Consider the following 19,922-nt stretch of genomic DNA (forward strand, 5'->3'; position numbering starts at 1 on the left):
CGCACGATCACACCTTGGAGACACCAGAAAATGAAAAAGGCATCATTCGTCGTAGCCGCCCTCGTGCTTGGAGCCGTCGGCGTCACCGGGTCCTCGGTCACCTCGGCCGTCGCCGACAAGCGTCCCGAGCCCGTCGTCCAGGACGCGTTCGACCCGCTCGGCTCGCCGATGCACGAGATACGCCGCGACGGTCGCACCGTCCACTTCAGCGACACCGGCGAACGGGACGGCAAGCCCGTGCTGTTCATGGGCGGCACCGGAACCACGGCGCGTGCTTCCGGGATGACGGACTTCCTGCGCACCACCCGCGAGAACCTCAAGCTGAGACTCATCTCCGTCGAGCGCAACGGCTTCGGTGACACCGAGTACGACGGGTCGCTCGGCTTCGCCGACTACACCCGCGACGTGGCGGCCGTGCTCGACGAACTCGGCGTCGAGAAGGCCCCCGTGATCGCCATCTCCGGCGGCGGCCCCTACGCAGCGCACTTCGCCGCAGAGCGCCCCGAGCGGGTCTCCGCGCTCCATCTCGCCGCCGCCTCGCCGCCCTACGGGCCCGCCTCGTCCTTCTGCGGCCTCGGCGAGGACGAGCAGCGTGCGCAGGTCGCCGAGCAGATCCGCGACCCGCGCGAGTGGTGGGCCTTCGACGAGGACAGCCCCGTCGCGGACATCCCCGGCTTCACCGACAACGCCGAGGAGGACGGCGCCCGCTCGTACTACCTGCGGGGCCAGAAGGGCGACCCCTCGGCGCAGGTCCACGAGCAGCGGCTCTACTGCCAGCGGCCAGGGCCTGACCTCTCGGGGTTCGCGGGGCCCGCGTACGTCTACACCGGCATGAAGGACACCACCGTGCCGCCCTCCGCGCAGAAGCTGTGGAGCGAGAAGCTGCCGGGCAAGCCGACCGTCCGCCGCTACGAGGACTCCGGGCACGACGTGCAGTACCGGCACTGGGACCAGATCCTGCTGGACCTCGCCGGGTACGCGGACCGCACGGCCGTCTGCGTGGGCGGGAAGACCAGGGTGCCCGGCGCGGAGACGGCGGAGCGGCTGATCGAGAAGGGCGCCGGAGTGGGGAGCTGCGCCTGGCGTGAGTGAGTGAACGAGGCCGCCCCGGTCACCCTCGGGCCGTCCTCGGGCCACCCCTCGATGAGACGTAACTGTCTCATACGAGGTAGCGTGGTCTCATGAGCCAGGATCGTGAACGAGTGCTGGGCAAGGCCGCCGAGCTGCTCACCCGGAAGCCCACCGCGTCGACGGACGAGATCGCCAGGGCGGCGGGCATCAGCCGTGCCACCCTCCATCGTCTGTTCGCGAGCCGGGACACGCTCGTCAGGGCGCTGGAGGAGCTGGGCATCAGGCGGCTGACGGCCGTACTGGACGCCGCCAGGATCGAGGAGGGGGACCCGGAGGAGGCCGTGCGGCGGCTCGTCGCCGAGGCCGAGCCCGTCGCCGGGTTCCTCGCCTTCCTGGTCACCGAGAACCAGCTCTTCGAGCCCGGTGAGCTGAACGAGGGGTGGGTCCGCGTCGACGAGCGCGTGGGCGCCCTGTTCCGGCGCGGCCAGGAACAGGGCGTCTTCCGGATCGATCTGACCTCGGCCTGGCTGACGGAGGCGCTGTACGCGCTGATCACCGCCTCGGCCTGGGCCGTGCAGGACGGCCGCGTCGCGGCACGCGACTCCGGCCGGATGGCCACCGAACTCCTGCTGGGCGGCGTCCGGCGAGAGCAGGAGCGGGAGCGGGAGCAGGAGCGGGAGCAGGGTAAGGGTCAGGAGCGGGCGCGATGAGCAGCAGGACCCTGGATCCCGCGCAGCCCGCGCCGAGAGCCGCGCGCTCCCGGTGGCTGGCCCTCGCCGTGCTCGTGCTGGCGGTGCTGCTGGTCGGCGTCGACGCGACCGTACTGGGGCTCGCGACCCCGTTCCTGAGCGAGGACCTGCAACCCTCCAGCACCCAGTTGCTGTGGATCGGCGACGTCTACTCGTTCGTCATCGCCGGACTGCTGGTCTCCATGGGCAGCCTCGGCGACCGCATCGGACGCAAGAAGCTGCTGCTCGTGGGCTCGGTCGCCTTCGGCGCCGTCTCCGCGCTGACGGCGTACGCGCACAGCCCCGAGGCCATGATCGTCTGGCGGGCGCTGCTCGGCGTCGCCGGTGCCACCCTGATGCCCTCCACGCTGGCGCTGATCCGCAACATCTTCCCCGACCCCAGGGAGCGCAGCCTCGCCGTCGGCATCTGGGGCGCCATGGCCTCGGCGGGCGCGGCCGTGGGGCCCGTGGTCGGCGGGTTCCTGCTGGAGCACTTCTGGTGGGGGAGCGTCTTCCTCATCAACCTGCCGGTGATGGCCGTGCTCGTGGTCGTCGGCGTCAAGCTGCTGCCCGAGTCGAAGAACCCCGCGCCTGGCCCCTGGGACCTGGTGAGCGTGGGCCTGTCCATGATCGGCATCGTCGCGGTCGTCTACGCCGTCAAGGAGGCGGCGGCCTACGGCATCCGCTGGGACATCGGCGTCGCCGCCGCCGTCGGACTGCTGGCCCTCACCGCCTTCGTACGGCGGCAGTTGCGGCTGCCCTCGCCCCTGCTCGACGTGCGGCTCTTCCAGCACAAGGGCTTCACCGGCGCGGTGATAGCCGACCTGCTGACCATCCTCGGGCTGTCCGGACTGGTCTTCTTCCTCTCCCAGTTCCTCCAGATGGTGCAGATGCGCACCCCGCTCCAGGCGGGCCTGGCCGAACTGCCCGCCGCGGTGGGCGCGGTGAGCGCGGGCCTCTTCGCGGGGTACGTGGCCCGCCGCACCTCGGTGCGGGGCGCGGTCTCCGGCGGGCTCGCCGCCGTGGGCGTCGCGCTGGGCGCGTGCGTGGGGCTCCAGGCCGCGACGGGGTACTGGCTGCTGGGCAGCGTGCTGCTCGTCGTGGGGATCGGCGCGGGGCTCGCCTTCACGGTGACCGCCGACGTCATCCTCTCCAGCGTGCCCAAGGAACAGGCGGGCGCGGCCTCCGCCGTGTCCGAGACGGCCTACGAACTGGGCGCGGCCCTCGGCATCGCACTGCTGGGCTCCGTGGTGACGGGCTTCTACCGGGGTTTCCCCGTGCCCGACGGGGTCGCGGCAGGCGCGGCGGACGAGGCACACGCGTCGCTGGGCGGCGCGGTGCGGACGGCGGCGACGCTGCCGGACGACATGGGAGCGCGGCTGCTGACGGCGGCCCAGGAGTCGTTCACGGACGGGCTCAGGGCGGCGGCCGGTGTCGGCTCGGTCATCCTGCTCGCCGCCTCGGTGCTCGCCTGGCGCCTGCTGCGGGGCCAGAAGCTGGAGGAGAGCTGAGGGGAGGGCGGCGTGTCCGGGAAGGGTGGCGTGTCCCGCCCGGCGTGCGGGCGGAACACCACCCAGGAACTGGACTACGCGGCGGAACCGGACTACGCGGCCTTCGCCTTCGTGGCGTACATGTCCACGTACTCCTGGCCCGAGAGACGCATGACGTCGCTCATGACCTCGTCCGTGACCGCGCGCAGCACATAGCGGTCGCGGTCCATGCCCTCGTAGCGCGAGAAGTCCAGCGGCTCACCGAAGCGCACCGCGACCCGCTGCCCGCGCCGGACACGGGGGATGCCCTTGCCGCCGGGCTGGACCGCGTCCGTGCCGATCATCGCGAACGGGACGACGGGGGCTCCGGTCATCAGGGCGAGGCGCGCGATGCCCGTACGGCCGCGGTAGAGACGGCCGTCGGGGGAGCGGGTGCCTTCCGGGTAGATGCCGAAGACCCTGCCCTCTTCCAGGACGCGACGGCCGGTCATCAGCGCGGCGACACCGCCGCGCCCGCCGTCCCTGTCGACGGGGATCATGCCGACACCGGTGAAGAACCAGGCCATGAGGCGGCCCTTGAGGCTCTTCCCTGTGACGTACTCGTCCTTGCCGATGAAGAAGACCTGACGGTCCGTGACCACGGGGAGGATCATCGAGTCGATGAACGTGAGGTGGTTCCCGGCCAGGATCACGGGGCCGGAACCCGGGATGCGGTCCGCTCCCTCGACCTGCGGGCGGAACAGCACGCGCAGGAGCGGGCCGAGCAGTGCCTTGATCAGCAGGAAACGGGACAACGGGTCCTCCGGTCGGTGATGGATGTGCGCACGCCTGCGCAGGTGAGGACGATACTCGCCGCTACTGGTGAGTCGCACACCGGGTTCATTGCACCGATACGCAGAATTGACGTGGGTTACGCCCGTCTTGCGGCGGATGCGTCGCCACCCTCCGTACGTGTTTCCCCTGTGTTCCGGATGATGTCTCCCCTCCGTCGCCCGTGCGGATCTACGATCGGCGCGTCTTTCGCCGGGGTGCCCGACGCACCCCGGCACCACCCGGACGAGGAGGGGCCCATGGCACAGGAGCAGCAGCCAGGTCGGAGAACCGTGCTCGGAGCGGCGGTGCTGTCCGCTGCGGGCGCGGCGGCGCTGGGCCCCGCAACGGCCGCACGGGCCGAGGAAGCGCGCGGGAGGGGAAGGGAACTCCCGGTGCCCCTCGTCGTCGCGCACCGTGGCACCAGCGGCTACCGCCCCGAGCACACACTGGGCTCGTACCAGCTCGCGCTGGACATGGGCGCGGACGTCATCGAGCAGGATCTCGTACCGACGAAGGACGGCCATCTCGTCTGCCGGCACGAGAACGACATCACCGCGACGACGGATGTCGCCGACCACGCGGAGTTCGCCGGGCGCAAGACGACGAAGACCGTCGACGGCGTCGAGCTGACGGGCTGGTTCACCGAGGACTTCACGCTGGCCGAGCTGCGCACGCTGCGGGCGAAGGAACGTATCCCCAAGCAGCGCCAGCACAACACCCTCTACGACGGGCGCTGGCAGGTGCCCAGCTTCGAGGACGTGCTCAAGTGGGCCGAGCGCGAGGGCCGCAGGCGTGGCCGTCCGGTCTGGCTGCACATCGAGACCAAACATCCCACCTACTTCCGGAAGCTCGGCCTCGGCCTGGAGAAGCCGCTGGCCCGCCTGCTGCGCCAGTACGGACGGCACAAGGCGCACTCGCCGAACTTCGTGCAGTCCTTTGAACCCAGCAGCATCGAGAAGCTGGGCGAGCTGGTGGACTGCCCCGGCGTCGTGCTGCTCTCGACGGCGGGTTCGCGCCCGTGGGACTTCGTCGAGGCGGGCGACCCGCGCACCGTCAAGGACCTGATCACGCCCGAGGGCCTGAAGTGGATCTCCCGCTTCGCCGCCGGTATCGGCCCGACGCTGGACCTCGTCATCCCCAGGAAGGCCGACGGCAGCCTCGGCGAGCCCTCCACGCTGGTGCGCGACGCGCACGCCGCGGGCCTGGTGCTGCACCCGTACACGATGCGGAACGAGAACAGCTTCCTGCCAGCGAACTTCCGCAGGGGCACCGACCCCAACGCCTACGGGGACGCCTTCGGCGCCTTCAAGGCGTATCTGGAGACCGGCATCGACGGCATCTTCTCCGACAACCCGGACACGGCCCTGCTCGCGGCGGCCGAGTTCCGCGAGAAGGGCTGAGCGAGGTACCGGGCGAGGGGGCCGGTACGGGGCGGCGTCACCCGCCCGTGTGGTCGCGGCGCGCCCCGGCAACCGCCGGGGCGCGTGCGGCGTCGCGCGGCACATGAGTGAGCATCTTTCCCCAGGGGCCTTACCGCCCGAGCCGTCCGGGCTACCCGGGCCACCCGGGCCACCCGAGCCGTCCGGGCCACCCGGGCCGGCCGCGCTCCCGCCTCCGTTGCTCGCGCTGCTCGCCGCCGAGTGCGCGGCCGAGGCGGCGGGCGGCGGCGTCGAGCCCGAGGACCTCCAGCAGGGCGTGTGGCTGCGCTGGCTGGAGGGGACGCGAGGCGGCGGCCCGCCGCCGCGCGGCGCGGCCGACTGGCTGCGCGCCGCCGTACGCGAGGAGGCCCGCACGGCACGCGCACGCCGCGCGGCCGAGGTGCCGCTCGGCGACGGGGAGCACGCGTCGTACCGCGCCCGCGCCCCGTGGGGCAGGACGGCGCTGGTCGTCGCCGACGACGGGGTGGACGACGCGGCCTCGGACCCCGAGGCGCCGCTCCTCGCGGCCGAGCGCCGCCACACGCTCCGGGCCGCCATCGGACGGCTCCCGGGGCCCTGCCCCGCGCTCTTCACCGCTCTGCTGTCGCGAAGGGACCCCACATACCCCGAAATCGCCCGCGAGTTGGGAATGTCACAGGGGAGCCTTGGACCGGTACGTTCCCGTTGTCTGGGTTGCCTGCGCAGAATGCTCACGGCGGAGGTTGCGGCACATGAACCGCGGGGAATGGTGCGATAAGCAACCGGCGTCATCAGGGCAGACGGTCCGTGCACGGCAACCCTCACCTCACCGTGTCCGGACGCACACGACATGGGAGGCATGCGCGCATGGGCATGAGCGTGACCATCTCAGCGGCGGGCGAGCAGGACGCCGAGCAGATCCTCAAACTCCAGTACCTCTGTTTCCAGAGCGAGGCGGAGGCATACGGGGACTACGCCATCGAACCCCTCACCCAGACCCTCGACGAACTGCGGGCCGAGCTGGAGTCGGGCTGCGTCATGGTGGCGCGGCTGGGCACGGAGGTCGTCGGCTCGGTCCGGGCCACCGTGGACGCGGACGGCACGGCCCGCATCAGCAGGCTCTGCGTACACCCCCGGCTCCAGCGGCACGGACTCGGCGGGCGCCTGCTCGCCGCCATAGAGGCCAGGGCCGCGAGCGAGCGGGCCCCGAAGCGCTACCGCCTCGTCATCACGGCCCACCGCAGCGAGGGCAACCTGCGTCTCTACCGCAAGTACGGCTACACCGCCGTGGGCACCGAGCGGGACCGTCAGGTCACGCTCACGGAGATGACGAAGGAAGCGCCCAAGGAAGCGTTCGCCACCAGCGCGTGACCGCTGTCCCGTCCGCGCGGCTCGCCGCGCGTGCCGCGTTCCGCCCGGTCCCGGGTTCCGGGGCCGGGCGGCGGCGTCTCAGGGGGGCAGAGGCTCGGGCGTCAGGCGGGCCGCGCCGTACGGGCGCGCCGCAGCCACAGCAGCCCTGTCACCGGCAGGATCACCGGGATGAAGAGGTAGCCCATCCCGTAGTCCGACCACACGGTGGCGTCAGGGAAGGCCGACGGCTCGGCCAGCGTCCACGTCCCCACCGCCAGCACCCCGAGCAGCTCGACGCAGCAGCAGACCAGCGCGGCCTTACGGGCACGCTCGCCGCCCCGCACCAGGGAGACGGTGATGAACGCGTACACCAGCGCGGCCACGGCGGAGAGCACATAGGCGAGCGGCGCCTCGTGGAAGCGCGTCGAGAGCTGGACGATCGAGCGTGAGGCGGCGCCGACGGTGAAGATCCCGTAGAGCGTGACCAGCAGCTTTCCCGGTCCGGTCCCGATGCCGCCGCGCTGTCCCGGCTCCGGCTCCGTCGCCGCGGGTGTGGTCGTCGCGTTCTCGTCGGCGTCACGCACCGGCTCCGCCTCCCCAGATGTCGTGCAGCCGCACCTGAAGCACCGCCAGCACCACGGCGCCCGCGACCACCGTCAGCGAGCCCCACTTCGTCCGTTCCGTCAGCGAGATCAGGCCCACCACCGGAACACAGGCCACGACGCCCACGAGGTACGAGACGAAGATCACGGCCCCGTCGGCGGGCTTCTCACCCCGCGCGAGCTGCACGATCCCCACGACGAGCTGCACCAGCGCGAGCAGTGAGACCACCGCCATGCCGATGAAGTGCCAGTCCTTGGTGGGCTGATCGCGGTACGCCGCCCAGCCGCACCAGGCGGCCAGCGCGAGCGCGGCCACGGCGAGCGTGACGGTGAGCGGGGTGAGCATGGACCCGAGTCTATGAGGGCGGGAGAACCCCGTGGCGCGCGGCCCCTGGAGGCGCGAAAACCCCGGAGCGCACCCGGAGCGCACCCGGAGCGTTTGGCTCCGGAACGCCACGTACGCTGGCACATCATGAAGATCTCCGCCGCTGCCCTGCTGTTCGACAACGACGGCACGCTCATCTCCTCCCTGGACTCCGTGATCCGCTGCTGGACCCGGTGGGCCGGTGAGTACGGCATCGCGGCGGAGGACTTCGCGAAGGTCGAGCTGCACGGCCGCACCGCGTCCGAGATCATCGCCGACCTGCTGCCGCCCGAGCGGCACGCCGAGGCCAGGGCCCGCATCGAGCGGCTGGAGCTGGAGGACGTCGGCGAGGGCGGCGTCGTGCTGCTGCCCGGCACCGCCGAGCTGCTCGCCTCCCTGCCCGAGGGGAGCTGGGCCGTCGTCACCTCGGCCACCCGCGCGCTGGCCGAGGCGCGGCTGCGCCAGGTCGGCATCGAGCCGCCGCTGCTCATCGCCGCCGACGACATCACCCACGGCAAGCCCCACCCCGAGCCCTATCTGCTGGGCGCCGCGAAGCTCGGCGCCGACCCGGCGCGCTGCGTGGTCTTTGAAGACGCACCGGCCGGTCTCGAATCGGGCCGCGCGGGCGGCATGCGGACCGTGGCATTGGCCACAACCCACGAGCGCCACGAGCTGCGCGCCGATGTGGTCGTCGACGATCTGTCCGGCGTATCCGCGCAGGTCACCGCCGAGGGCGTGGAGCTGGAGGCGCGGGGCTGACCCCGGCGGAAAAGGACGAGCGGGGCACCGGCGAGTGTCCAGTATGCGGACGCGGAGCTGGACATCTCTGGGGTGTCGTAGCGCCTGTCTGGTTTACTGATCCACATGGACACGACGAGCGACCGCACTTCCGCGACCGAGGCGTATCTGACGCCCGGTGCTCGCTGTCCGCGCATGCCCGAGCGCGGCGTGCGGCGAATGTGTGCCCTCTGAGGGCCCCTGTCTGAGCCGCCACCACCACGGGCTCGCGCCCCGAAGCGAGCTCTGAGCCCGCGCTCACTCACCCCGCAGTGCCCCGTGCGACGCCACGTGTGCCGGATACGTGCGCGCCCCCGCGCACGAAGCGGCCTGCTCGTGACGCCTTCCGCAAGGCATGCCCCCGTGCCCGGCGCCGCCACCGCGTGCGCCGTGCCTCCGACCAGTCCCGAAGCGACGGAAATCCTGTGATTACGACAACGGACCTCACCAAGGTCTATCGCACCCGAGACCGCGAGATCACGGCGCTCGACGGCGTGAATCTCCATGTCCGCGAGGGCGAGGTCTTCGGCGTCGTCGGCCAGAGCGGCGCCGGCAAGTCCTCCCTCATCCGCTGCGTGAACCTCCTGGAGCGCCCCACTTCCGGCACGGTCACCGTCGACGGCCAGGACCTCACGGCGCTCGCCGGAGGCGGCAACCGCGCGAGCACCGACCTGCGCCGCGCCCGCAGCCGCATCGGCATGGTCTTCCAGCACTTCAACCTGCTCTCCTCGCGCACGGTGCAGGGCAACGTCGAGCTGCCCCTGGAGATCCTCGGCCTCACCGGGCGCGAGCGCTCCCGCAAGGCGCTGGAGCTGCTGGACCTCGTCGGGCTTGCCGACAAGGCGCGCTCCTACCCGGCGCAGCTCTCCGGCGGCCAGAAGCAGCGCGTCGGCATCGCCCGCGCGCTCGCGGGCGAGCCGAAGGTGCTGCTCTCCGACGAGGCCACCTCGGCCCTCGACCCGGAGACCACCCGCTCCGTCCTCCAGCTGCTGCGCGACCTCAACCGCCAGCTCGGCCTGACCGTGCTGCTGATCACGCACGAGATGGACGTCGTCAAGGCCGTGTGCGACTCGGCCGCGCTGATGAAGGAGGGACGGGTCGTGGAGTCCGGCACCGTCGCCGAGCTGCTGTCCACGCAGGGCTCCGAGCTGGCACGCGAGCTGTTCCCCGTCGGCGGGCGCCCCTCGTCCGAGGGGCGGACCGTCGTGGACGTCACCTTCCACGGCGAGACGACGACCGAGCCGGTCATCTCGCAGTTGTCGCGCACCTACAACGTGGACATCTCCATCCTGGGCGCCGCCATGGACACCGTCGGCGGCAAGCAGGTCGGCCGGATGCGGATCGAGCTGCCCGGCAGCTTCGAGGACAACGTGGTGCCGATCGGCTACCTGCGCGAGCAGGGCCTGACCGTCGACGTCGCCGACGTCGCGGCGGCCCCCGAGGACGCGACGGACGCGACGGAAGCCGTGGACACCACGGGCGCCGAGGACACCGTCGACAAGGGCGCGGACGGCGGGACGGACGGCGAGGCCGCCCCCGCCGCCGGGCAGCAGACCGCGCGGGCCGAGGAGGTCGCCAAGTGAGCTGGTCCGAGATTCAGCCGCTGCTGGTCCAGGGCACCCTGGACACGCTCTACATGGTGGTCTTCTCCACCCTGATCGCCGTGCTCGTGGGCCTGCCCCTGGGCGTACTGCTGGTGCTGACCGACCGCGGCGGCCTGCTCGCCAACGCGGCCGTCAGCAAGGTGCTGGGCGCCGTCGTCAACGTCGGCCGCTCGCTGCCCTTCATCATCCTCATGGTCGCGCTGATCCCGCTGACCCGGCTGATCGCCGGGACCGCCATCGGCCCGACGGCGGCCATCGTGCCGCTCGCCATCGGCGCCATCCCCTTCTTCGCGCGGCTCGTGGAGACCGCGGTGCGCGAGGTCGACGGCGGGCTCGTCGAGGCCGTGCAGGCCATGGGCGGCGGCACCCCCACCGTCGTCTTCAAGGCGCTGCTCCCGCAGTCCCTGCCCTCGCTCGTCGCGGGCGTCACCACCACCGTCATCGTGCTGATCAGCTACTCGGCCATGGCGGGCGCCATCGGAGGCGGCGGCCTCGGCAGCGTCGCGCTCTCCTACGGCTACCAGCGCTTCGAGACCAGCGTCATGCTCGCGACCGTGGCCCTGCTGATCGTGCTCGTCACCCTCGTGCAGCTCATCGGCGACGCCGTCGTACGCGGCCTGGCCCGGCACAGCCGCGCGAGCGGCACCCCCTCCGGGCGGCTCGCGCGTCTCGGGGGCCGCAGGACGGTCGCACTGGGCGCCGCCGTCGTCATCCCCGTCGGCCTGCTCGGCTACGGGCTCACCGCCAAGGACGACGACCAGTCCCTGACGGTGGCCGCCTCGCCCTCGCCGCACGCGGAGATCCTGGAGTACGTCCAGAAGCACCTGGCGAAGAAGGAGGGCCTCGACCTCCAGGTGAAGGAGTTCACGGACTACGTGCTCCCCAACACCGCCACCGAGAGCGGCGAGGTCGACGCCAACTTCTTCCAGCACCAGCCCTACCTGGACGACTTCAACCAGAAGAAGGGGACCCACATCGTCCCCGTCGCCAACGTCGAGCTGGAGCCCCTGGGCCTCTACTCGAACACGGTCAAGGAGCTGAAGGGCGTCAAGAGCGGCCAGACCGTCGCGCTGCCCAACGACTCCACGAACGAGGGCCGAGCGCTGCACCTCCTCGCCGAGCACGACCTCATCACCCTCAAGAAGGGCGTCGGGCAGGAGGCCACGCTGGGCGACATCGAGGACAAGAAGGGGCTCCAGTTCAAGGAGCTGGAGGCCGCCTCCGTGCCGCGCTCCCTCGACGACGTGGACGCCGCCGTCATCAACGGCAACTACGCGCTGGAGGCCGGGCTCAACCCCTCCAAGGACGCCCTGGTCGCGGAGGACTCCAAGGACAACCCCTTCACCAACTTCCTCGCGGTGAAGGACGGGCAGCAGGACGACCCCCGCATCAAGAAGCTCGCCAGGCTGCTCCAGTCCGACGAGGTGCGCGCCTTCATCGAGGACAAGTACGAGGGCGCCATCGTGCCCTCGTTCGGCAAGGTGAAGTCCGCGAAGTGAGGTGCGAGGACCGACGGCGGCGCCGCTTCGGGCCTCCGTAGGTCCCCGTATCGACAAGTCGGTTTACAGCGCCGGGCACCCCTTCTGAAGGGGGCCCGGCGCTGCACATCGGGCGGCCGATGCTGCATGCTGTGCACTGCTGCAATCCTCTGGGCTGCGCGCCAGACCCCCTGTGACTGCACTTCTCCGGGGGCCGACCGGCCGGCCCCAGACCCCCGATCTTGGTATGGAGCGGCGCATGACATCGACCTTCCCGGACATCTCGATCAGCACGGACCGGCTCGTGCTGCGCCCGTTCGAGGAAGCGGACATCCCCGCGCTCACCGAGATGATGGGGGACGAACTCGTCACCGCCTGGACGTCCGTGCCCTGCCCGTACACCGAGACCGAGGCCCGCGACTTCGTCACCAGACGCGCGCCCACGGTGCGCTCCGCCGGAGAGGGCATCGTCTTCGCCGTCACCGAGTTCCTCACCCAGCGCCTCGTGGGCGTCGTCCACCTCTCCGGCACCGACTGGCGCATCCTCTCCACCGAGGCCGGATACATCACCGCGCCCTGGGCGAGAGGCGAGGGCTACGCGTCCGAGTCGATGCTCGCCGTCGCCCAGTGGCTCTTCCAGGACCAGAAGTTCGAACGCCTGGAACTGCGCACGGCCGCCGACAACACCGCCTCCCAGCAGGTGGCACAGAAGCTCGGCTGCATCAGCGAGGGCGTCCTGCGCAACGCCTGGATAGCCCGGACCCGCACCGAGGACGGCGGCTGGGCCGACATCCGCACCGACCTCATCGTCTGGAGCCTCCTCCCCGAGGACCTCGACGGCGCGTTCGAGCAGATGGCGGAGGCGGGCGGATACGCCCCGTACCCGGACTGGAACTGAGCGCACCCCACCGCCGCGCCCTCCGGGAACAGGGGTACTCTCAGTGGGCCCACGACCTGCGACGAGCCCAGGAGAGACCCGCCGATGGCCGACCGCGTCACCGTGATCGGATGGGACGGTACGCCGCTGACCGGCGCGGCCCGTTCCGCCCTCGGCGCGGCCACCCTCGTCGCCGGGGCGGCCCACCATCTCGCGCTGCCCGAAGTGCCCGAGCGGGCCGAGCGCATCCGCCTCGGCAGCGTCTCGCTCGCGGCGCGCCGCATCGCACGCCACCGGGGTACCGCGGTCGTACTGGCGGACGGCGACCCTGGCTTCTTCGGCGTCGTACGGGCGCTGCGCGCACCCGAACACGGACTTGAGGTCGAGGTCGTCCCCGCGGTCTCCTCCGTCGCGGCGGCCTTCGCGCGCGCCGGGATGCCCTGGGACGACGCACAGCTCGTCGTCGCCAACTCGCGCACCCTGCGCCGCGCCGTGAACGTCTGCCGCGCGCACACCAAGGTCGCCGTGATCACCTCGCCCGGCGCGGGGCCGGCGGAACTCGCCCTGCTGCTCGGCCAGGTGCACCGCACCTTCGTCATCTGCGAGGCACTCGGCACGGACCGCGAGGAACTGACCGTCATCACCTCGGACAAGGTCGCCGACCACACCTGGCGCGACCCCAGCGTGGTGATCGTCGTCGGGGGAGGGGCCGCGGCCGGACCAGGACCCACGGCAGCCGCACCCTGGACGGGCGGCAGCAGCGGCGGCGGAGGCTGGATCGCGGGACGCGAGCCCGGCTACCCCTCGGGCCCGCGCGGCTGGGCACTGCCCGTCTCCGCGTACGCGGAGGAGACAGGTCAGGACGCGCCCGTGGGCGGCGACGGCGCCGCGGAGACGCACGGGGGAGCCGCCGGGGCCGCGCGCGACGCACGGGGCGCCAAGGCCAGCGAGTCGCCGGTGCTGCGCGCCTCGCAGCTCGCCAAGCTGGGCCCGCGCGTCGGCGACCTGGTGTGGGACATCGGCGTCGGCAGCGGCGCGCTGTCGGTCGAGGCGGCCCGCTTCGGCGCCGCCGTCATCGCCGTCGACCGCGACCCCGAGGCATGCGCCCGTACGGCAGCGGCGGCGCGGCGCCTCGGCGTACAGCTCCAGACGGTGCACGGCGCGGCCCCCCACGTACTGGAGGACCTTCCCGAGCCCGACGTCGTACGCGTCGGCGGTGGCGGAGTGCCCACGGTGATCGCGGTGGCCGACCGTAGACCGGGACGTATCGTGACGCACGCCGCGACGCGCGACGAGGCGGAGGCGATCGGCCGAGCCCTCTCGGAGGGTGGCTACGCGGTGGAGTGCGCGCTGCTCCAGTCCGTTGAACTGGACACCACACGGTGGGTGGAAAGTGAACGCGCGGTTGTTTTCCTGCTCTCGGGTGTCCGGATCTGAAACTCTGTGATCCGCTGCGTGACGAACCGCGACGAAGTGCGGTTTGTCGCCCACCCGTGGCCTGCGCTGCGCTCCATGCCGGGTAGGCTGATGGATCGTTGTGCCGCCTTTCCGTGCTGACGGTTCGTCCGTCATTGTCCGGGATGGCGAAGGCGGAGGCACGCGGCCCGCCGTGCGCATGCTCGTTCTTCATCAACGGGCGCTGCGGTCTGCGCCGGGTTGGAAGGAGCACTACCGAATGGGCGAGGGGTACGCATGACTGACACCGGCCAGGTCCCAGGTGAGGGACTGCCGGAGAACGCAGGCGCACAGCCGGAGGGGCAGCAACCGGCAGCTCCGGCCCCCGGCACGTACACCTTCGCGGGGCCGGACGACGGCGTCGGCGGCCCACCGGCCGAGGAAGAGGACCTGCTGATGCCCGGCGCGCAGGGCGCGTGGGGCGAACCGCAGCAGGTGGCGGCCCAGCAGGCCCCGCATCCTTCGCAGGCGCAGCCCCAGCAGCAGTACGCGCCGGAGCAGTACGTACAGGAACAGCAGTACGCGCAGGGCGTGCCCTTCGCACAGGACCCGGCCCAGGCCGCAGCCCAGCAGGCGCAGGACCAGTACGAGGCGCAGCTCCAGGCGCAGCAGGCGCAGGCCGCCCAGGCACAGCAGCAGGCTGAGCCGCAGGGGCAGCCGGAGCAGGCCCAGTACCTCTCGCCCGAGGACCAGCAGGCCCACTACCAGGCGCAGGCCCAGGCCGACGCGTACGCCCGGACGACGGGCCAGACGGCGGACCGGACGACGGGTCAGCAGCCCGCGCCCGCACAGGGATCGGGGCACTTCCCCGGCCCGCACGAGGCGGACGGCCGCGACTCCGGTTCCCTCGACTACAGCGCGGTGCGCACGCCGCACTCCGGCACCCCGGCCCCCGGCGTCTCCGCCACGCCCCCTTCCGGTACGAACGTGCCGCGCCGCCCGCTGCACCTCGGGCCGCCCGTGCCCGAGCAGTCGGGGGCCGTGCGCCCGCTGTCCGACCGCGGACCGAGCCGCCCGGCGCCGAACCCCGCAGCGCCGCCGCAGCCCTCGCAGGCGCGGCACGCGGGCCCGCCGACGGTGGGTCCCGAATATCTCGACGTCGCCCACCAGGGCCCGGACTCCCTTCCGGGGCCGCAGCTCGGTGAACTCCCGCCGCAGAACGACGCCTGGACGTCCCAGGGGCAGCAGACGGCGGCAGCAGAAACGGTCGATCAGGTTCCGGAAACGGAGCAGCCGGGTCAGACGGGTCAGCAGGGGCAGCCGGGACAGGCGGAGCCGTCGGAGCCCGCGCCCGAGGCCGTCCCCGGAACCGCTCCCGAGCCCGCCCCCGAGGCTCCGGTGGCCTCCGCTTCCGTCGCCGCTCCGGCAGACCCCGCGGGGGCTATGCCCGTCGAGCAGCCGGAACAAGCCGGTCAGCCGGGACAGTCCGCGCCCATGCCCGCCGCCGTGCCCGAGGACGGCGCCGCGACGGGTGGCAACGGCGCCCTGGACGCCGACGGTTCGGGCGCAGCCGCGAGCGGACTGATCCCCGCGCAGCAGCAGGCCGAGGCCCCCGTTGCCGAGCCGCTGCCCGCGCCCGTACCCGTAGCGGAAGAGCAGCCGCAGCAGCCCGTAGCGGCACAGGAAGCGGCTCCCGCCAGCGGCGAGGACGGCGCGGTCGCGGAGCAGGCCGGTCAGCCGGAGCAGGCCGGGAACGACGAGGAACAGCAGCGGCAACCGCACGTGGACGAGCACCAGAACCAGAACCCGGCCCCCGAACAGGCCGAGGCCCAGATCCCGGCTCCGGCCCAGCCCGAGCCGCAGGAGCAGCCGCAACCGGAACCGCAGCCGATGCCCCAGCCCGAGGCGGCAGGGCAGCCCGGACAACAGGCCGTGGACCAGGGTCAGGTGCCCGCACAGGGCCAGGCCCCAGAACAGGAACAGCTGGCGGCCCAGGAAGCGGCGCCCGCCGCCGGGGAAACGGCGGGGGAGACCGTCGACGCGCCCGTCCCGGCGCCCGAGGAGGCCACGGCCGCCTCGCCCGCCGAGAACGGATCCGGTGCCCTGATAAGCGAGGACGGCTCGGCGGCAGCAGCCGCGCCGTCCACCGACGGCACCCCTGGGGACGGCGCCGAGTCCGCCGCTCCGGAAACCGGCGAAGCCGCTGAGGGCGCCGAGGCCGCCGTCGAGAACACGGAGCCGGAGCAGCGGACCGGCTCCGAGGAGTCCGCGCCCGAGGCCCCCGGCCTGCCCGAGGGAGCCGAGGCCGCTGACGCTGCCGAGGCACCCGGGGTCGCCGAAGCACCCGGCACCGCCGAGGCCCCGGCGGCTCCGGAGGCGCCCGAGACCACGGAACCCGCTCCCGAGCCCTCGGCCGAGACCGAGGCCGAGGCCGAGGCCGAGCCCGCGGAACCCGCCACGCCGGACGAGACGGTCGACGCCGCGGCCCAGCCCGTCGCCGCGCCGGAGCAGCCCGAGCAGCCCGAGCAGTCCGCGCCCGAAGGGGACACCGTGGAAGCCGGAGCAGCCGGGGACGAGGCCGCGGCGGAACCCGCCGAGGCCGCGGAGACCGCCGAGGACGGCGCGGAGCCGTCCACCGGCGAAGGCGAAGACGCGGGCGAGGCCACGGAAACGGCAGCGGCGGCGACCGAGCCCGCAGGCCCGGACGCCGAACCGTCGGACCAGCCCGCCGAGCCGCCAGCCGAGAGCGTCGGCGAGCCCGCCCCCGGCTACGCGGAGGCGGAGCGCGAGGCCGTGCACCGGCTGATGCGCGAGCGGCGCGACATCCGCAACGGCTTCCGCTCCGACCCCATCCCGCACGAGGTCCTGCTCCGCGTCCTCGAAGCGGCCCACACGGCGCCCAGCGTCGGACACTCGCAGCCGTGGGACTTCGTGGTCATCCGCTCCGAGGAGACCCGGCGGACCATGCACGAGCTGGCGCAGCGCCAGCGCGAGGCGTACGCGAAGTCGCTGCCGAAGGCGCGGGCCAAGCAGTTCAAGGAACTGAAGATCGAGGCCATCCTCGACACCCCCGTCAACATCGTCATCACCGCCGACCCGACCCGCGGCGGCCGTCACACCCTCGGGCGGCACACCCAGCCGCAGATGGCGCCGTACTCCTCCGCGCTCGCCGTGGAGAACCTGTGGCTCGCCGCGCGCGCCGAGGGCCTCGGCGTCGGCTGGGTCAGCTTCTTCGACGAGCGCGAGATGGTGCGCGCCCTCGAACTGCCCGAGCACCTGGACGTCGTGGCGTACCTCTGCGTGGGCTACGTCGACGAGTTCCCGCCCGAGCCCGAGCTGGCGCAGGCGGGCTGGTCCAAGCGCCGTCCGCTCTCGTGGGTCGTCCACGAGGAGTCGTACGGCCGTCGCGTACTGCCCGGCTCCGAGCCGCACGACCTGCTGGCCGAGACCGTCGCCGCCATCCGTCCGCTGGACGCGAAGGCGCTCGGCGAGGCGTGGGAGCGGCAGAAGCGGATGACGAAGCCGTCCGGCGCGCTCGGCATGCTGGAGATCATCTCGGCCCAGCTGTGCGGCCTGTCCCGGCAGTGCCCGCCGCCCATCCCGGAGCCCGCAGCGGTGGCCGTCTTCGCGGGCGACCACGGCGTGCACGCCCAGGGCGTCACCCCCTGGCCGCAGGAGGTCACGGCGCAGATGGTCGCCAACTTCCTGGGCGGCGGCGCGGTCTGCAACGCCTTCGCCAACCAGGTCGGCGCCGAGGTCTGCGTCATCGACGTGGGCGTCGCCGGCGAACTGCCCGCCACCCCAGGCCTGCTCCCGCGCAAGGTGCGCCCCGGCACGGCCGACATGACGGCGGGCCCCGCGCTCACCCGCGAGGAGGTCACGCAGGCCATCGAGGTCGGCATCGAGACAGCGCGTGATCTGGTGACGGCGGGCAACAAGGCGCTGCTCACGGGCGAGATGGGCATCGCCAACACCACGTCGTCAGCGGCGCTCATCTCCGCCTGCACCGGCGCCGACCCCGCCGAGGTGACGGGGCGCGGCACCGGCATCAACGACGAGACGCACGCCCGCAAGGTCGAGGTCGTCCGCCGTGCGCTGGAGCTGCACAAGCCCGATCCTGCCGACCCCATCGGCCTGCTGGCAGCCGTGGGCGGCCTGGAGCACGCCGCGCTCGTCGGCCTGATCCTGGGCGGCGCCTCCCTGCGCACGCCCGTGATCCTCGACGGGGTCAGCGCGGGCGCCGCAGCGCTGGTCGCCAGGGCCCTCGCGCCCGAGTCGCTGGCCGCGTGCGTCGCGGGGCACCGCAGCGCCGAGCCCGGCCATGTCGCGGCCCTCACCAAGCTGGGCCTGCGCCCGCTGGTGGACCTCGACCTGCGGCTCGGAGAGGGCACGGGCGCGCTGCTCGCCCTCCCGATGGTCCAGAGCGCGGCCCGCGCCATGCACGAGGTCGCGACGTTTGACTCGGCGGGCGTGACCGAGAAGAACTGACCCGCACCCGCCGGTGGCCCCGCCCGTTCCGCGTGTTTCCGCACACCGGAACGGACGGGGCCCACCTGTGCCGCACCCCGCAGCCTGCCAGTGATCCGGGAAACAGCGCCGGACGCGTCGCACGCCTAGGCTGTCCAGCACACCCGCACGCCGACACCGCACGCCCGCACACCAGCACGTTCGTCTACGCCGCTTCACCGCCGCAGCGGCCCGCGCCACGCAAGGAGCCGCACGCGTCATGCCCGAGACCGAGCACCCCGCCTACCCCGTAGGACTCCGACTGGCCGGACGCCGCGTCGTTGTGGTCGGCGGCGGCACGGTCGCCCAGCGCAGGCTGCCCGCGCTCCTCGCGGCGGGCGCCGACGTCACCCTCGTCGCCCCCGCCGCCACCCCCTCCGTCGAGGCCATGGCCGAGGCGGGCGAGCTGGCCTGGGAGCGGCGCGCCTACGCCGAGGGCGACCTGGCCGACGCCTGGTACGCGCTCGTCGCCACCGACGACCCCGCCACCAACGCCGCCGTCTCCGCCGAGGCCGAGGCCCGCCGCGTGTGGTGCGTGCGCAGCGACGACGCGGAGGCCGCCACCGCCTGGACCCCCGCGACGGGGCGCAGCGAGGGCGTCACCGTCGCCGTGCTCACCGGGCGCGACCCGCGCCGCTCCGCCGCCGTGCGCGACGCCGTCGTCGAAGGCCTGCGCGACGGCACCCTCGCGGCGCCGCACCGCCGTGCCCGCACCGCCGGAGTCGCCCTCGTCGGAGGAGGCCCCGGCGACCCGGACCTGATCACCGTGCGGGGCCGCCGCCTCCTCGCCGACGCCGACGTCGTCGTCGCCGACCGCCTCGGCCCCCGCGACCTGCTCGACGAACTCCCGCCGCACGTCGAGGTCATCGACGCCGCGAAGATCCCGTACGGCCGCGCGATGGCCCAGGAGGCCATCAACAACGCGCTGATCGAGCACGCCAAGGCCGGCAAGTCCGTCGTACGCCTCAAGGGCGGCGACCCCTTCGTCTTCGGACGCGGCATGGAGGAGGCCCAGCAGCTCGCCGACGAGGGCATCCCCGTCACCGTCGTCCCCGGCATCTCCAGCGCCATCAGCGTCCCGGGGGCCGTCGGCATCCCCGTCACACACCGGGGCGTCGCGCACGAGTTCACCGTGGTCAGCGGCCACGTCGCCCCCGACGACCCGCGCTCCCTCGTCGACTGGGAAGCGCTCGCCAAGCTGCGCGGCACCCTCGTCCTGCTGATGGCCGTCGAGCGCGTCGGCGCCATCGCCGACACCCTGATGCGGCACGGGCGCGCGGCCGACACCCCTGTCGCCATCGTCCAGGAGGGCACCATGGCCACCGAGCGCCGCGTCGACGCGACCCTCGCGACGGTACGCGAGCGCGCGGAGGCGGAGGCCGTACGCCCGCCCGCCGTCATCGTCATCGGCGACGTGGTGGCCGTGGGCGAGTAGCCCGGCAGCGGGAACGCATTGGCACTTCAAGCGGG

The 19,922-nt window shown here is 72.9% G+C and carries 16 protein-coding genes and 1 pseudogene; 14 read left to right on the forward strand and 3 right to left on the reverse strand.

Annotated features, from left to right (window positions below):
- The first annotated feature begins 30 nt into the window (after positions 1-30).
- From ACYVOO_RS14510 to ACYVOO_RS14520, 3 genes are all read left to right on the forward strand, one after another.
- The gene (locus tag ACYVOO_RS14510) at positions 31-1,092 is read left to right on the forward strand and encodes an alpha/beta fold hydrolase (RefSeq protein WP_461016072.1); all 1,062 of its coding nucleotides are present in this window, start codon (positions 31-33) and stop codon (positions 1,090-1,092) included.
- 89 nt (positions 1,093-1,181) lie between these two features.
- The gene (locus ACYVOO_RS14515) at positions 1,182-1,781 is read left to right on the forward strand and encodes a TetR/AcrR family transcriptional regulator (RefSeq protein ID WP_461016073.1); all 600 of its coding nucleotides are present in this window, start codon (positions 1,182-1,184) and stop codon (positions 1,779-1,781) included.
- On the forward strand, positions 1,778-3,310 hold the full coding sequence (locus ACYVOO_RS14520; protein WP_461016074.1) for an MFS transporter: 1,533 nt from the start codon (positions 1,778-1,780) through the stop codon (positions 3,308-3,310). The genes ACYVOO_RS14515 and ACYVOO_RS14520 overlap by 4 nt, the downstream gene beginning before the upstream one ends.
- Positions 3,311-3,402: 92 nt before the next feature.
- Here the strand turns inward: ACYVOO_RS14520 and ACYVOO_RS14525 are convergent, their stop codons facing one another.
- A complete protein-coding gene (locus ACYVOO_RS14525) occupies positions 3,403-4,083 on the reverse strand; it encodes a lysophospholipid acyltransferase family protein (protein ID WP_453345099.1) in 681 nt (226 codons plus the stop codon).
- A gap of 276 nt (positions 4,084-4,359) precedes the next feature.
- Between ACYVOO_RS14525 and ACYVOO_RS14530 the strand changes: the two genes are divergently transcribed.
- The 3 genes from ACYVOO_RS14530 to ACYVOO_RS14540 all read left to right on the forward strand — a co-directional run bounded on the left by ACYVOO_RS14530 (position 4,360) and on the right by ACYVOO_RS14540 (position 6,870).
- Positions 4,360-5,502 carry a glycerophosphodiester phosphodiesterase gene (locus ACYVOO_RS14530; protein ID WP_461016075.1) on the forward strand — a complete coding sequence of 381 codons (1,143 nt, stop codon included), beginning with the start codon at positions 4,360-4,362 and terminating at the stop codon, positions 5,500-5,502.
- A gap of 217 nt (positions 5,503-5,719) precedes the next feature.
- Positions 5,720-6,277 carry a sigma-70 RNA polymerase sigma factor region 4 domain-containing protein gene (locus ACYVOO_RS14535; protein ID WP_461016076.1) on the forward strand — a complete coding sequence of 186 codons (558 nt, stop codon included), beginning with the start codon at positions 5,720-5,722 and terminating at the stop codon, positions 6,275-6,277.
- Between the two features lie 89 nt (positions 6,278-6,366).
- Positions 6,367-6,870: a GNAT family N-acetyltransferase gene (locus ACYVOO_RS14540; protein WP_453345102.1), complete on the forward strand. Its 504-nt coding sequence runs from the start codon at positions 6,367-6,369 to the stop codon at positions 6,868-6,870.
- Between the two features lie 101 nt (positions 6,871-6,971).
- Here the strand turns inward: ACYVOO_RS14540 and ACYVOO_RS14545 are convergent, their stop codons facing one another.
- Complete coding sequence (locus ACYVOO_RS14545; RefSeq protein ID WP_461016184.1) at positions 6,972-7,361, reverse strand: hypothetical protein; 390 nt, start codon at positions 7,359-7,361, stop codon at positions 6,972-6,974.
- A gap of 64 nt (positions 7,362-7,425) precedes the next feature.
- Positions 7,426-7,797, reverse strand: a complete 372-nt coding sequence (locus ACYVOO_RS14550; RefSeq protein ID WP_453345103.1) for a hypothetical protein — start codon at positions 7,795-7,797, stop codon at positions 7,426-7,428.
- A gap of 126 nt (positions 7,798-7,923) precedes the next feature.
- Here ACYVOO_RS14550 and ACYVOO_RS14555 point away from each other — a divergent pair, with 126 nt between their 5' ends.
- The 8 genes and pseudogenes from ACYVOO_RS14555 to cobA all read left to right on the forward strand — a co-directional run bounded on the left by ACYVOO_RS14555 (position 7,924) and on the right by cobA (position 19,887).
- Positions 7,924-8,574 (forward strand): HAD family hydrolase, encoded by a 651-nt coding sequence (locus ACYVOO_RS14555; RefSeq protein ID WP_461016077.1) that lies wholly within the window; start codon positions 7,924-7,926, stop codon positions 8,572-8,574.
- Positions 8,575-9,017: 443 nt separating this feature from the next.
- On the forward strand, positions 9,018-10,175 hold the full coding sequence (locus ACYVOO_RS14560) for a methionine ABC transporter ATP-binding protein (protein WP_461016078.1): 1,158 nt from the start codon (positions 9,018-9,020) through the stop codon (positions 10,173-10,175).
- Positions 10,172-10,837 (forward strand): annotated as a pseudogene (locus tag ACYVOO_RS14565) (methionine ABC transporter permease); the annotation flags it as partial. The gene ACYVOO_RS14560 and the pseudogene ACYVOO_RS14565, both read left to right, overlap by 4 nt.
- A gap of 69 nt (positions 10,838-10,906) precedes the next feature.
- Positions 10,907-11,695 carry a MetQ/NlpA family ABC transporter substrate-binding protein gene (locus ACYVOO_RS14570; protein ID WP_461016185.1) on the forward strand — a complete coding sequence of 263 codons (789 nt, stop codon included), beginning with the start codon at positions 10,907-10,909 and terminating at the stop codon, positions 11,693-11,695.
- Positions 11,696-11,933: 238 nt separating this feature from the next.
- A complete protein-coding gene (locus ACYVOO_RS14575) occupies positions 11,934-12,572 on the forward strand; it encodes a GNAT family N-acetyltransferase (RefSeq protein ID WP_461016079.1) in 639 nt (212 codons plus the stop codon).
- An 84-nt stretch (positions 12,573-12,656) separates the two neighbouring features.
- Complete coding sequence (gene cbiE, locus ACYVOO_RS14580; RefSeq protein WP_461016080.1) at positions 12,657-13,988, forward strand: precorrin-6y C5,15-methyltransferase (decarboxylating) subunit CbiE; 1,332 nt, start codon at positions 12,657-12,659, stop codon at positions 13,986-13,988.
- Positions 13,989-14,243: 255 nt separating this feature from the next.
- A complete protein-coding gene (cobT, locus tag ACYVOO_RS14585) occupies positions 14,244-18,434 on the forward strand; it encodes a nicotinate-nucleotide--dimethylbenzimidazole phosphoribosyltransferase (protein ID WP_461016081.1) in 4,191 nt (1,396 codons plus the stop codon).
- Positions 18,435-18,672: 238 nt separating this feature from the next.
- Positions 18,673-19,887 (forward strand): uroporphyrinogen-III C-methyltransferase, encoded by a 1,215-nt coding sequence (cobA, locus tag ACYVOO_RS14590; RefSeq protein ID WP_461016082.1) that lies wholly within the window; start codon positions 18,673-18,675, stop codon positions 19,885-19,887.
- The last annotated feature ends 35 nt before the right edge of the window (positions 19,888-19,922 follow it).

Source organism: Streptomyces daliensis (assembly GCF_054782395.1).